Genomic DNA, 13,452 nt, shown 5'->3' with positions numbered 1-13,452 from the left:
TAAGGATTAACGGCATGAATCAAGATATTTATAATTTAGAAAATTCTACGGAACTAGGATACGCAGAACTATTTTCGATTTTTTGGCGACGAAGGTCTTATTTTGTTGGTGTTTTTAGCGGGATTCTGGCTCTTGCTCTACCTTTTGTCTTTGCCCAAAAACCTGAATATGAAAGCTCAATGCAGTTGTTAATTGAGCCTAATTATCAAAGTAAATACGATAGCGATGAATTCGATCCTACTCAATCAACAGTACAAATTGACTATGCAACTCAAGTCAATCTGATGCGTAGTTCTCAGTTGCTTAGTCGGGCGGTAGAAGAATTGAAATCTAATTATCCTGACATTACCACCGAAGACATTAAAAATTATTTAGTGGTAACCCAGTTGAAAGAACAAGAAGATAAAAAAGAGGTCGGAACTAAAATTTTCCAGGCTAATTTTAAAGGTGATAGCTCTAAGAAAACTCTTCAAGTTTTAGAGGCAATTCAAAAAGTTTATTTGGAATACAATTTAGACCAGCAAAGTAAACGATTAAAAGAAGGATTAAGCTTCATTAATGAGCAAATACCTGAAGTTCGAGCCAAGCTGACTAATTCTGAAAGAAATTTAGAAGAGTTGTTGACTGAATATAATTTGATTGCTCCTTCAACAGAAGCTCTCAATATGTCGCAAGGGTTGAAAGAAATTCAACAAAAGAGAGAAGAACTTAAAGCTCAGTACAGCCAATATGAAGGTAAGCAAAGCGCGCTCGAAGAGGATTTGGCTGATTCAGATACAGGGGCAAAAGTCGAAACTGATGCCAGATTGACTTTATCAACTCGCTATCAAAATTTGTTGGATGAACTACAAAAAGTCGATCTACAGCTAGAAGAACAAAGAAGCAGATTTACTGAATCTAGCCCGATAGTTCAAAACTTATTGAATCAGCGTGCTAATAAACAACTACTGCTAAAACAAGAAGCTAAGAAAATTTTGGGTTCAGATGAGTTGGCGTTGGCAGAAATTGATAACTTAGAAAATCGTCGCCCTCTAGATCCTGGAGATTTAGAAAAAGTACAGGCTTTGAGCGCTGCTCAAAATGAGTTGAGGGCTTTAGAGTCTAGAGAAAAAAGTTTGGCAGAAACCGAGCAAAAGCTCAAGCAAAGACTTAATGAATTTCCTAATCTAATCGCCAGATACAATAGCTTAGAGCAGGAAGTAGAAGTAAATCGGGCAACTTTAAAAAAATTACTCGAATATCGTCAAGAAATTGGCATCATTATCAATCGTGGTGGTTTTAGCTGGGAAGTAATTGAGCCACCCCAATCAGGCGAAAAAATTGGACCTAGTTTACCAAAAGATATAGCACTGTCTACTATCTTTGCTTTCTTTGCTGGCTCGGTTAGCGTTTTCGTTATTGAAGCTTCTGATAATAAAATTCGTGGCTCAAAACAACTACAAAATAAAGCTAATTTGCCTTTGTTGGGTACTACTCCTGGGTTGCCCAAAGTAAAAGAGGATGGATTTGTCGCTCGCTTACCCTTTTTCTCTAGCGATCGCTCTGAAGAATTACCGATTAAAATCATTGAATGGCTGCCATTTCGTGAATCTCTCGATATGGTCTATGAAAACATTCAAAATAGCCTAACTAAGCAAGATTCCAAGGTTAAATCTGTAGCGGTAACTAGTGCAATTCCAGAGGAAGGCAAATCTACTATCACTTTGGGACTAGCTTTAAGCGCAGCTCGTCGTCACAAAAAGGTTTTAGTAATTGATGGAGATTTACGTTGTCCCAGTATCCATGACAAATTAGGAATTACTAATGATATTGGACTGTCTGATTTATTGGCAGGAAGAACCAAAACCCCAAACACATCAACGGTTGCCCTTTCTAATTTGAGTATTGATGTTTTGACTTCTGGTTCGATCACGGTTGACCCTGTTCAATTGCTTAGTTCGGAAAGACTACAAGAGTTTATTTGGAAAGTCGAAGATAGGTACGATTTGGTGCTTGTGGATACTCCTCCTGCTATTGGCATGGTAGACGCCATCAAAATAGCCTCTTGCTGTAGTGGAACTGTGGTAGTAGCTCGTTTAGAAAAAGCCAGTTTTACCCAGGTTTCCGAAACGTTCAATCTACTCGATCGCCTAAATCTTTTGGGAATTGTGGCAAACGACTCCAAAGAAATCCAAAAAAGATACCTGAAAAACAAGCGTTATCTACCCTATGCCCAGGTTTAAAAGTACTTAAATAATTTAGGAAGTAAAAATAATGGTCAACTATGTACAGATAACTCAAATCAGAACTATCGGCTCTAACCAAGAGATTGGCACAAGTTCTTCTTCCATGGGTCAATGCCATTTAAAATGGCGCGACAAGATGTTAATGGTTAAAAGCGATCGCGACCTCAATTCGGTAGATGTGATCGCCTTAAAGTCAGACTGGTGGTTGCTTAATTGTCTCCAAAAGTCTCCCATTAAGCGTATCCGTGTTACCCCCAATCTAAGTGAAACAGAAGTGAAAAATTGGGTGATAGCAGCGAAAAAATCTGGCAAGCAAGTATTTTTGAATATTAGCTCGGATCTAAATATATTTTTGATACATCGCACTATAGCTTGGAAAGTTAAAAGGTTTGCTGATTTAGTTGCAGTTTCTTTGATACTGCTGCTGCTTTCTCCTTTGGGATTGGCGATCGCTTTTAAACGAAAATTATTTGGTCAGCCTGTCCTAGACAAGCGATGGTGCGTCGGAAAAAGAGGTTTGATCTTCCAGACTTTTGATTGGGCAGACAATAATTCTCCTAGTTTCTGGAGTCGTCAAGGATTTCGGTTAGGAATACATAAGCTTCCTCAACTAATCAATGTAATGCGGGGAGAAATGAGTTTAGTCGGTCATTATCCTTTTTCAATAGAAGAAACTCTCAATCTAAATTCTACTCAGCGCAAAGTATTAAATAGTATTCCTGGGGTAATTAGCACTACTCCTTGGCGATCGCCGAAAACAGATTTAAGAGCAATATCAACCAAAGCCTATAGTTACCTATGCCATTGGTCTGTGTTATCTGATTTTAAAATTCTTGCCCTTGCTTTACTCCGCTCATTTAGAGCCAAAGATCCTGCCAGCAGAATCGTCGAACTTTAGGCAGGAATGAAATGCACTCATTTCAACAATTTAGTGCCCGACCAAATTATGTCACCTAGTTATCTTACAGTCACCATCAAGGAATCAATATTAAATGCTCCAAAATTTAAGCAAAAAAGCCAGGTGGCTAATTGAAGGGAAAGGTACGGTTGCTGCCACCGCCCAAACCATGATGACGATGATTGGAATCTTGGGCATCAATGTCCTGACGGGAATGATTACGGCTAGAACTCTTGGTCCTGCTGGAAGAGGGGAACAAGCAGCTCTGATTTTGTGGCCAGAATTTCTCGCTAATGTGGTTACTCTCGGCATACCCTCGGCTTTGGTTTACAATTTGCGACGCTATCCAGAACAAAGAAACAAATTCTTTTCGGCTGCGGTGATTATTTGCACGATTTTGGGTGTTACTTCGGCAATTGTGGGCGTTATGTTCTTACCCCGATGGCTGTCTCAATATCCCCCTGGGATGATTCGTACAGCACAGCTGTTTATGCCCATTGTGCCAATTTTTCTCTTAGCTCAGTTGTTTGCTGTTTCTTTAGAGGCTTCTTCTCAATTTGCTATTTCCAACGTTGGAAAATACATGATGCCAGTAGGCACATTGATTATGCTGGTGGGATTTGTCGCATCTGACAACATGACTTCTTACAACGCAGCAATGGCGTATGTTTTGCCAGGGATTGTTGTATTTGCCACTAGAGTTGGCTATTTACGCAATATGTTTAAGTTTCGCTGGGTGGGCTTGAAAAATGCCTATCGTTTACTAGTAGGCTATGGTATTCGCTCCTATGGAGTCGAGCTAGTCAAAACTCTGTCTGGTCAACTTAGCCAGGTTGTCATTGTCGGTCTTTTAAGCAGCAATAACTTAGGCATATATGTCGTTGCCCTCAGTTTGTCCCGCATGATGAGTGTGTTTCAGACCTCTTTTGTCACAGTGCTTTTTCCCTCGGTGGCTGGTCGTCCCAAAGAGGAAGTGGTTGCCTCAACTGGCAGGGCAGTAAGAGCTAGTTTAGCCTTGACTTGCTGTGCTGGAATTGTAGTTGGTTTGCTTGCTCCCCTGGTGCTGGACGCTCTTTATGGAGAAAGATTTCTAGCAGCGATCGCTGTATTTAGAATTTTACTGGTAGAAATTATAGTTAGTGGCACTGTCTGGGTTTTTCTTCAGGCTTTTATGGCGGTGGGGAAACCAGGCTTTGTTACTCTACTCCAGGGTTTAGGAGTGGCATTCAGTGTTCCTCTAATGTTTTTGCTAATTCCTATCTATGGTTTGGAAGGGGCAGGAATGGCATTACTATGTTCGAGTTCGATTAGATTGCTTTTGGTGTATTTAAGCTATGGATTTGTCTTGAAAGTCAAGCCTCCTAGTCTTTTATTAAATAGGGAGGATTTGGCGTTCATTTTTCAATCAGCCCGCAGGAAACAGAAAAAAATTAGTTAATAATCAGCCAGCTTTTATTATTTAAAAATCTATAAAAATGAAAATCTGTTTGGTAGCAGTCAATTTTTTGACAAATCTTGGGGAAGGTAGAGTTAATTACGAAGTAGCAGCAGAAGCTATTCGTCGAGGTTATGAAGTAACTCTGGTAGCTAGAAATATTGCCCCAGAGTTATTAGAAAGCGATCGCGTTTCCTGTTTTAAATTACCCGCCAAAGGTTTGCCAACTCATATTTTGTCCTTTACAGGTTTTGGCTATCGAGCAACCAAATGGTTAGATCGACATCGTCACGAATTCGATTTGGTTCATGTGAGTGATGCTAGATTATGGACAGGGGCAGACATTTTTACCTGTCATTTTCTATTTGATACCTGGTTGCGATCGCCCTTTCACCCCTGGCAAATTAGACCAACGATTTATAGTCTTTATCATTTAATTGTTGGTAAGTGGTTTTCGTTTTGGCAAAACAAGCTTTTTCCTTCAGCACCTTCGTTGGTGGCAGTATCAGAAACTTTGCGTCAAGCACTAATAGCAAAGGAGATTAATAAATCTCAAATCAGTGTAATCAACAATGGAGTAGAACTAACAGAATTTTATCCAGGCACAGCAGACAGAAAAGCATTAGGGCTACCAGAAAATGTGACCTTGGCTTTGTTTGTGGGAGATATTAAGCTACCGCGTAAAAATCTTGAAACCTTACTGCAAGCCTTGAAGTCTTTACCAAACGTTCATTTGGCAGTGGCAGGAAAATTGCCAGGCAGTCCATATCCCAAATTAGCTGAAGAATTAGGTCTAAGCGATCGCGTTCATTTTCTTGGCTTTCGACGGGATATTGCCGAAATTATGCGGGGGGTAGATTTATTTGTCGTGCCATCAAGATATGACACTTTTGGACTAGTGGTATTAGAAGCAATGGCAAGTGCTTTACCCGTGATTACAACTGAGGCAATGGGAGTAGCTGCTTTGGTGACTCCCGAATCGGGAATTGTCTTATCAGATACAGAAGATGTGGATGCTCTAACGGATGCTATAGCCCAAATAACAGCTAATCCGAGAGTGGGTCAAGCTATGGGTCAGGCAGGAATGGCGATCGCTCAAAATCATAGTTGGAATCGTACCGCAAGTAAATATCTCGACCTTTTTGAACAGCAGTATTTGCTTAAACAGCCAGCCTTCAGCCCTAAAATGCTCCAAGTTAATTGAAATTATGGCGATTAATTCAACCAAAAAATTCTCTTTTAAACTACAACCTGCCCCCGCCTGGATTGCCATAATTGGTCTTATATTTATGGGGTTAATTGGCTCTGTTCCTCCTTTTGGCAGGTTTGTCACCCTGCTATTTCCACTGGCATCATTGTGTGTGGGGTTTTTCTTATACAATAGCTATCCAATCCTATATATTGGCTTTACTTGGTGGTTGTGGTTTTTGACTCCTTTTGTTCGTCGCTTGGCAGACATGGGAGGGGTTTATACCGAACCTAGTCCTATTTTATTAACTCCATTTTTGGTTACTGCTCTTTGCTCGATCACTTTATACAAGCAGATACCAAAGCTAAATCGCTTAGGAAAACTGGGAACACCATTTATTTTATCTTTGATGGGTTTATCTTATAGTCTTTTGGTAGGTGTTCTAACTCGTTCTCCCTCAAAACTTGTCATTGCATCTTTAGACTGGTTTACTCCAGTTATTTTTGGCTTTCATCTCTATGTTAACTGGCGTAGATATCCTGAATATAAGCGCAATCTGGAACGAGTTTTTTTATATGGTGTCCTAATTGTTGGTGTTTATGGCATAATTCAATATTTATTATTACCTCAATGGGAAGTCAATTGGTTGAGAAATGCTCCTATTGATAGTATCTGTGATGGGGGATTTGAACCCTTAAAATGTCGTGTTTATTCGACCCTCAATTCTCCCGAACCCTTTGCCGGTTTTATGGCTGCGGGGTTGCTATTACTTTTGTGTAGCACCAGTAAATTAAGTATGCCAGCACAGATTGCTGGCTACTTATCTTTCTTATTGGCAATGGTAAGAACAAGCTGGTTGGGATGGGCGGTAGGCTTTTTGTTTTTGATTTTCTCTCTCAAAGAAAAATTTCAAATTCGTCTAATTGCTGTTTTTTTAGCGATCGCACTATGTATTGTTCCCATGACTCAAATAGAACAATTTTCAGGAATTACCGAGCGATTTAGCAGTTTTAGCAGTTTGGAAAATGACGGTAGTGCTAGTGCAAGACAAGATACCTATGAAGAAGTGATTGGTGATGCTTTGACTAACTGGCTTGGTGATGGGCTTGGTGGGAAGCAATATGACAGTACTTTACTAGCTTTATTGATGAACCTGGGTTGGGTTGGTACAGCCTTTTACATGGGAGGAATGTTGTTGCTGATTGCTAACCTATTTTATCAATCTGCTAGTAGCAACGATGCCTTTGCCACTGCTACGAGAGGGGTTGTGATGACCATTATCGCTCGTTTACCCCTTAATAGTCCTCTGGCAGGGGTTCAAGGGATTATTTTTTGGGCTTTTCTGGGGATAGGTGTGGCAGCCCATCAATATCATCAAAATCAAAAAACCCTAATGAGACTGCAAATAGGAGAGCAATACATTAATCGGGAGAAAAAAATCATGTCAGGTTGATTCTTTAATGTTTCCCCTAAATTAGCTTTGATAAGTTCAATTATTTAGATAAACATTACTTTTAAAACTAATGCCCATATTAAAAACAACTCAAATCAATGCCATTACTGGTTTGCTACAGCTTAATGATTCTGGTAGTAAAGCCCCTGCTTATTTAGCCAACAATTTTGCGAAAGAAGGAAAAATCGGACAGGCGATCAACTACTATGCCGTTGCAGCTAAAGCGATCGCCGATAAGGCAATTTTTAAAACCAAACCTGGGTGGTTAGAAGAGCCTTGGGCAGAAAAAGCCTATATTGCTAACCACAAGTACAAGTTTGTTTACTGTCCCATTCCTAAAGTAGCCTGTTCTAGTTTTAAGCGTTTTGCGGTGGAGTTGAGCGACTTAGAAAATAAGCAAGAAGTCCTCAACCTTCCCCCCAAGCTATTCCACGCTTATGTAGACCACAACCTGTCTTTTTTTGCTAACTATCTTCACCAAAGAGAAACAGCAATGGCATTGTTGGACAACCCCGATTATTTTAAATTTGCGATCGTGAGAAATCCATGGGACAGATTGACTTCTGCTTATCTAAATAAATTTGTTAAACCCATAGACATCAAGCAGTCTAGCTCTCCTGGCAAACAGGTAGTAGAAGCATATTATCAAGATAAAGATCTCCCTGTAGATTACTCTAGGGGCATTACTTTTAAAGAATTTATTGAATATCTATTAACTCACCAAAACAAAGAGATTGATGGACATTGGCAACCCCAATCGATGTTTATCAACCAAAACAAATTTGACTATCTTGGTCGGATCGAAACTTTAGGTACAGACTTTGGTGCGATCGCCGAAAAAATTGGAGTAGAAGCTAACTTAGGCTGGGCAAATCGTAGTAAAAGAGCAGAAGTTAAAGAAAATATTTTAACAGAAGATTATGCTGGCTATACTCCTCATCAATTGCGTCAATTGTCTCAATATCCGGCATATACCGAATTTTATACTCCCGAACTTTTAGCCCTGGTTAAGCAAAGATACACCGAAGATGTGGAAAGTTTTGGCTATCGCTTTGGTGCTTAAAACAAACATAGTATTTTAAAAATCGATAATTTTATGAAAATTCTTTGTATTGGTACATCAGGCAAAGGGAGTCAGGATGAGCGTAGAATCTATCGCCTGACTAAATGGCTTCAGGCAGATATTGATATCACCTACTACTTTATAGATCGCAGCAAATCTAAAATTGAGTCGGCTAAAGATATCCGACGGGTATTAAATCAGCCTTGGGATTTAGTTTATCAAGAAGGTACAGGAATAGCTAGTGGTGCCAACCTTATTTTGGCTTCCCTACTCCGAAAACAACCCTATGTAGTCTCTTCAGGCGATCCTATTGCTGGTTTTTTCCGCACCACTAAAGGCAATTTAATCGGTAATCTCTTTGAGATTTATGAGCATTTGCTCTACCGTTTTAGTGCGGGTTTTATCGGCTGGACTCCCTATTTAACAGGAGTAGCGATGAGAATGGGCGCACCAAAGGCTGTAACTGTAGAAGGAGCAGTAGCTTCGGACATTTTTTATCCCTACAGTCAAGAAAGGCGTCGCGCAATTCGCCAAAAACTAGGCATTTCTGAAGATCATTTGGTGTGTGGTGTGGTGGGCAGTTTGATTTGGGTGCCACGTCAATCTTATTGCTATGGCTATGAATTAGGGGAAATTCTGCAACGAGTTAAACGCAAAGATATTTCTTTCTTGGTTGTCGGTGATGGCGACGGTAAAGAGCGTATGGAAAAAGCTGTACCCAGGGAATTACGCGATCGCATTGTTTTTACAGGGCGTTTACCAGAATCAGAAGTAGTCGAAGCCATGAATGCCATGGACATTGGTTTTGTAACTCTGTTTGGTGAGATGGGCAAATACCGTCTGACTACCAAACTACCTGAATATTTGGCCTGTGGTGTTCCTGTAGCCATGAATCCCACTGCTGCCTTTTATGACTACGCAGCCCAAGGAGGATGGGCATTACCAGAAGGACATCCAAGCGATCGCGAGTTTTTAGATCGATGTGCTGTATGGCTCGATAATCTAGGCTGGCAGGAAGTTAACGCCAAAAAAGCTGCCGCTGTCGAAGTTGCTGCTAAAAGCTTTGACTATAAGGTAATTGCTCCCAAGTTTCGCGATTTTATCCATCGACTACTCGATCTCAAGGATTCTGATTATATACAAGCAACTCAATCAGAAATAACTCCAATTAGCCAAAAAAACTAATTCGTAACATAGATTTTTCCTTTCTCCCTTTCTTTTTCTCACCACTTATGTTTGTCTTTATTGTCCCAATTAAAAGCGCGCAGGTATCTAACTCTTGGTCACAAGTTTGTAAGCTATTTGAACGCACCCTACGTTCGATATGTCAGCAAACCAACCAAAACTTCAAAGTTATTTGTGTATGTCACGAAAAGCCAGAGATTGATTTTATTCATCCTTGCGTCAGTTATTTACAGGTTGATTTTCCTATTCCCTACTGGAATAAAAAGAATTTTGTGCGCTCAGAAAATCACAATCAATGTGTTGATAAAGGACGTAAAATGTGGCTTGGTTTGGCAGAAGCCAAGAATTTTAATCCTTCTCATATTATGTTTGTCGATGCGGATGACTGTATTAGTAACCGTATAGTAGAATTTGTGCGACAGCAAGATTCTGATAGCAATGGTTGGTATTGTGACCAGGGTTATGAATACGAAGAAGGTAAAAATACAATCTTTTTACGACAGCAAAAATTTAATCAAAAATGCGGAACGAGCTACATTTTTCGATTCGATTTAGTATTTCCCCAATGGATTGAATTTGACGCTATCACCAGAGATTATCAACGTCACCAAATGTTTGGTAAATATTTAGCGGAAAAAGGAACGCCCCTAGATCCTCTGCCTTTTCCTGGTTCAATTTATATGACCGACAATCAAGAAAATATTTGGCTACAGAAAAGCTTTTTTACGCAAAGCGATCGCCCTGTAAAAGAGCAGGCTAAATTCATTGTAGGGGACTTTTATAAAAGAATTAAATCCCAAAAATTATCCGAAGATATCAAGCAAGAATTTGGCATTATGCCTTTGCATGACAAAGTTTTGCAAAAAACCATGTAAGTTTATTTTTTTGTTCTGTTTACAATCAATCAAATTGAAAACAATAAATATACATATCAAAATGAAAGTATTATTTTTAGATCAAACTGGTAAACTTGCAGGAGCAGAAAGAGTTTTATTAGATTTAGTAAAACCATACAAACAACAATGTTTAGTAGGCTTGTTTGAAGATGGCCCATTTCAAGAATTACTAACCAAACAAAATACTCCTGTAACTGTTTTGGCTAGTAAACCCATTGAAGTAAAAAGAGAAAGTAGTTTACTTCAGGGAGTCAGCAGCTTGGGTAAATTCATTCCCCTGCTGTTAAAAATAGTTAAATTAAGCCGTGACTATGATTTGATTTATGCCAATACTCCCAAAGCAATGGTAATTGGAGCTTTGGCTAGTGCTTTGAGCGATCGCCCTTTTGTTTATCATCTCCACGATATTCTGACTCCCGAACATTTCAGCACAACCAACCGCCGCCTTATCGTTATCCTAGCTAACCGCTTTGCCAACAAGATTATCGCAGTATCCCAAGCAGCACGAGAGGCTTTTATTGAAGCAGGAGGAAAAGCCGAGTTAGTCGAAGTGATCTATAACGGTTTTGAAGCCAGCCAATTTCAAGGCTATGAATCCCAAAGAGATGCCGTAAGACAAGAGCTGGGTTTTGATGATAAATTTATCGTGGGACATTTTTGTCGATTGTCCCCCTGGAAAGGTCAAGATGTATTGTTGAAAGCCTTAACCCAATGTCCCGACAATGTTGTGGCTGTTTTTGTCGGAGATGCACTGTTTGGTGAGGAAGAATATGCAGCACGGCTAAAACAACAGGTAAAAGAGTTAAATTTAACCTCACGAGTTAGATTCTTGGGTTTTCGTCGCGATGTACCCCGTCTAATGACAGGCTGCGATCTAATCGCACATACTTCCACTGCACCAGAGCCAGCTTCTAGAGTTTTGGTAGAAACAATGTTGTCTGGTAAACCTTTAGTCGCCAGTAAAAACGGAGGAACAATGGAATTAGTAGAAGAAGGCAAAATGGGTTGGCTTTTCCCTTCGGGAGACTATCTAGCACTAGCAAAAACTATCAACCAGTGTCAGCAAGATCCAGAAAATACCGCCAAGATAGCTGCATCAGGACAAAAATTGGCAAGCGATCGCTTTACCTTAGAAAGAAATCAGCAGCAGGTAGATCGGCTTTTACAAACTGCTTTAAGGTTCTAGACTCTAGTTTTTAAGGTTACTTTTTGCTTACCTTGAAAACTCACTAGTACTGTATGTTTTCGTTTAAGTTGAATCCAGCATATAAACCTTTTTCTATAAACAGTCAATTAGCATGAACAACTTAGAAATGCAAAATGTAGACTCAAAAAAATCGCAAACAAAGGGATTATTGGAAGAATTTAACGAGATATCAGACAAGATTTATCCCGATCCAGGATTGCTCTCTATTGTATCGTCCCTAAGAACATGGTTAGGTTTAAATGCAACGATACTGATACAGCGTTTAGGCTACAACAAAAAAAAGATTTCAGCATTGCAAGATAAGCCAATAGTTCTCAATATTGGTTGTCAGGGAAGTAAGAGCGAAGATTCAAATTGTGTCGATACAGACTTGCTGATTGGTAATTCAATCCTAAAGTTTGCTTTAGGAAAATTAGACTACGATTTGCTGCTCAATGTCACTTATTACGATAAAAATCTGTCAAATGTAGCTGAGGGAATTGTAATAAGTCATGTTTTAGAACATATTCCTTCAACACTAGTCATCACAGCTCTAAAAAATTGCTATGCTTATTTGAAAACAGGTGGATGTATTCGTGTAAGCGTTCCTAATTTAGCTCTTTATCATCAACCCAACTTTCCTGAAAGTGAAAAAGTTCACAATCGCATATTAGCAGAAAATTTACTAATTTATGCATGGGGACATAAATTTATGTACGATGCAGAATTGCTAACTGTTTTGATGAAGGAGGCTGGATTTAGTAATATTAAGGAAGTTACCTATGGTAAAGGTTTACTCGGCGATCAAGACCCTGCAAAACATAGCCATGAGTCGATGTATTTAACTGGAATCAAAGTTTAATATCATTAGACTAAACAAATGAAATGTTTTTAGCTATTAACCTCTCCATTTATTTAGTACAATTTATTGTTCGATTCTGAAAGAGATAGTTTATCTCAACTGCGGACACATTCAAGATTCAAGTAGGTTACTTTTTAATTACCTTTTCTGTTAAGAGGTATTGCTAGAATTTTAATGTATTATCAGTAAGCTCAAATTGAGTTACAAGAGCCATGTTGATAACAATTTTATTGTGGCTAGTTATACATTTATCTGAATTATATTCAGGTAAACATTTAATTGATGTAACCTATTCAATAAGCTAAATCAATAAAATTTAGGAGCAATATTTCCATGGCAGATTTAATTAATCAAGAAGCTCAAATTCAACGAGAATATTACGCTCAAACTGCTCAAGAATATGAAAAGGCTCACGTCAACCAAAATGATGAACATTTCTTCGCTTTATCATTTATGCTTTCTACCTTAGATTATTTAGAAGTTAAATCAATTTTAGATGTTGGTTCTGGGACAGGGAGAACTATTAAATATATTAAAAAACACCGCCCTGCAATTGAAATTTTGGGGATAGAACCCGTCGCTGAATTGAGAGATATTGCCTACACCCAAGGCATTAGTAAAGATGAATTAATTCCTGGAGATGCGACTAATTTATCTTTCCAAGATAATGAATTTGATTTAGTTTGCGAATTTGGAGTATTGCATCATATCAAAAAACCAGAAATAGCTGTATCAGAAATGCTAAGAGTAGCCAAAAAATCTATTTTTATTTCAGATAACAACCATCTGGCTCATGGTTCTCCTTTAATTCGTCTAACCAAGTATTTCCTACATAGTCTTGGTCTGTGGAAACTCGCTCACTTAATCAAAACCAAAGGAAGAGGATTTACTATTTCTAAAGGAGATGGTTTGTCCTATCCTTACACTGTATTCGATAACTATGAACAAATTGAACAAGAATGTCAAACAACTCATTTATTGAGTACAAAGCAAAGCAAGATTAATTTATATAGAACAGCTTCTCATATAGCTCTATTAGGAATTAAGTAACTTATTTTTC

General features: G+C 38.8%; 11 protein-coding genes. All 11 read left to right on the top strand.

What is annotated here, in order from left to right; genetic code table 11:
• Positions 1-14: 14 nt before the first annotated feature.
• Positions 15-2,222, top strand: coding sequence for a GumC family protein (locus I4641_RS11805; protein ID WP_229640729.1), 2,208 nt, complete (start codon positions 15-17; stop codon positions 2,220-2,222).
• Positions 2,223-2,253: 31 nt separating this feature from the next.
• Positions 2,254-3,123 carry a heterocyst development glycosyltransferase HepC gene (gene hepC, locus I4641_RS11800; protein WP_229640728.1) on the top strand — a complete coding sequence of 290 codons (870 nt, stop codon included), beginning with the start codon at positions 2,254-2,256 and terminating at the stop codon, positions 3,121-3,123.
• Between the two features lie 94 nt (positions 3,124-3,217).
• Complete coding sequence (locus tag I4641_RS11795) at positions 3,218-4,561, top strand: oligosaccharide flippase family protein (protein ID WP_229640727.1); 1,344 nt, start codon at positions 3,218-3,220, stop codon at positions 4,559-4,561.
• A gap of 37 nt (positions 4,562-4,598) precedes the next feature.
• On the top strand, positions 4,599-5,762 hold the full coding sequence (locus I4641_RS11790) for a glycosyltransferase family 4 protein (protein WP_229640726.1): 1,164 nt from the start codon (positions 4,599-4,601) through the stop codon (positions 5,760-5,762).
• Between the two features lie 4 nt (positions 5,763-5,766).
• A complete protein-coding gene (locus I4641_RS11785; RefSeq protein ID WP_229640725.1) occupies positions 5,767-7,200 on the top strand; it encodes an O-antigen ligase family protein in 1,434 nt (477 codons plus the stop codon).
• Between the two features lie 70 nt (positions 7,201-7,270).
• Positions 7,271-8,263, top strand: a complete 993-nt coding sequence (locus tag I4641_RS11780; protein WP_229640724.1) for a sulfotransferase family protein — start codon at positions 7,271-7,273, stop codon at positions 8,261-8,263.
• A 33-nt stretch (positions 8,264-8,296) separates the two neighbouring features.
• Entirely contained in the window at positions 8,297-9,448 is a 1,152-nt protein-coding gene (locus I4641_RS11775) for a glycosyltransferase (RefSeq protein ID WP_229640723.1), read from the top strand.
• Positions 9,449-9,495: 47 nt separating this feature from the next.
• A complete protein-coding gene (locus I4641_RS11770; RefSeq protein ID WP_229640722.1) occupies positions 9,496-10,323 on the top strand; it encodes a glycosyltransferase family A protein in 828 nt (275 codons plus the stop codon).
• Between the two features lie 61 nt (positions 10,324-10,384).
• Positions 10,385-11,530, top strand: coding sequence for a glycosyltransferase family 4 protein (locus I4641_RS11765; RefSeq protein WP_229640721.1), 1,146 nt, complete (start codon positions 10,385-10,387; stop codon positions 11,528-11,530).
• Positions 11,531-11,642: 112 nt separating this feature from the next.
• The gene (locus tag I4641_RS11760) at positions 11,643-12,392 is read left to right on the top strand and encodes a methyltransferase domain-containing protein (protein ID WP_229640720.1); all 750 of its coding nucleotides are present in this window, start codon (positions 11,643-11,645) and stop codon (positions 12,390-12,392) included.
• Between the two features lie 333 nt (positions 12,393-12,725).
• Entirely contained in the window at positions 12,726-13,442 is a 717-nt protein-coding gene (locus tag I4641_RS11755) for a class I SAM-dependent methyltransferase (protein ID WP_229640719.1), read from the top strand.
• Positions 13,443-13,452 lie beyond the last annotated feature (10 nt).

Origin of the sequence: Waterburya agarophytonicola KI4 (assembly GCF_020640915.1) — a bacterium.
GTDB classification, from domain to species: Bacteria; Cyanobacteriota; Cyanobacteriia; order Cyanobacteriales; family Xenococcaceae; genus Waterburya; species Waterburya agarophytonicola.
Note: the sequence above shows the minus strand (reverse complement) of the source record. Positions and strands in the feature narration are given on the sequence as shown.

Bases quoted from the DNA above. Each gene is read 5' to 3' on its own strand.
- I4641_RS11805 (WP_229640729.1), top strand. From the start codon at position 15: ATGAATCAAGATATTTATAATTTAGAAAATTCTACGGAACTAGGATAC.
- hepC (WP_229640728.1), top strand. From the start codon at position 2,254: ATGGTCAACTATGTACAGATAACTCAAATCAGAACTATCGGCTCTAAC.
- I4641_RS11795 (WP_229640727.1), top strand. From the start codon at position 3,218: ATGCTCCAAAATTTAAGCAAAAAAGCCAGGTGGCTAATTGAAGGGAAA.
- I4641_RS11790 (WP_229640726.1), top strand. From the start codon at position 4,599: ATGAAAATCTGTTTGGTAGCAGTCAATTTTTTGACAAATCTTGGGGAA.
- I4641_RS11785 (WP_229640725.1), top strand. From the start codon at position 5,767: ATGGCGATTAATTCAACCAAAAAATTCTCTTTTAAACTACAACCTGCC.
- I4641_RS11780 (WP_229640724.1), top strand. From the start codon at position 7,271: ATGCCCATATTAAAAACAACTCAAATCAATGCCATTACTGGTTTGCTA.
- I4641_RS11775 (WP_229640723.1), top strand. From the start codon at position 8,297: ATGAAAATTCTTTGTATTGGTACATCAGGCAAAGGGAGTCAGGATGAG.
- I4641_RS11770 (WP_229640722.1), top strand. From the start codon at position 9,496: ATGTTTGTCTTTATTGTCCCAATTAAAAGCGCGCAGGTATCTAACTCT.
- I4641_RS11765 (WP_229640721.1), top strand. From the start codon at position 10,385: ATGAAAGTATTATTTTTAGATCAAACTGGTAAACTTGCAGGAGCAGAA.
- I4641_RS11760 (WP_229640720.1), top strand. From the start codon at position 11,643: ATGAACAACTTAGAAATGCAAAATGTAGACTCAAAAAAATCGCAAACA.
- I4641_RS11755 (WP_229640719.1), top strand. From the start codon at position 12,726: ATGGCAGATTTAATTAATCAAGAAGCTCAAATTCAACGAGAATATTAC.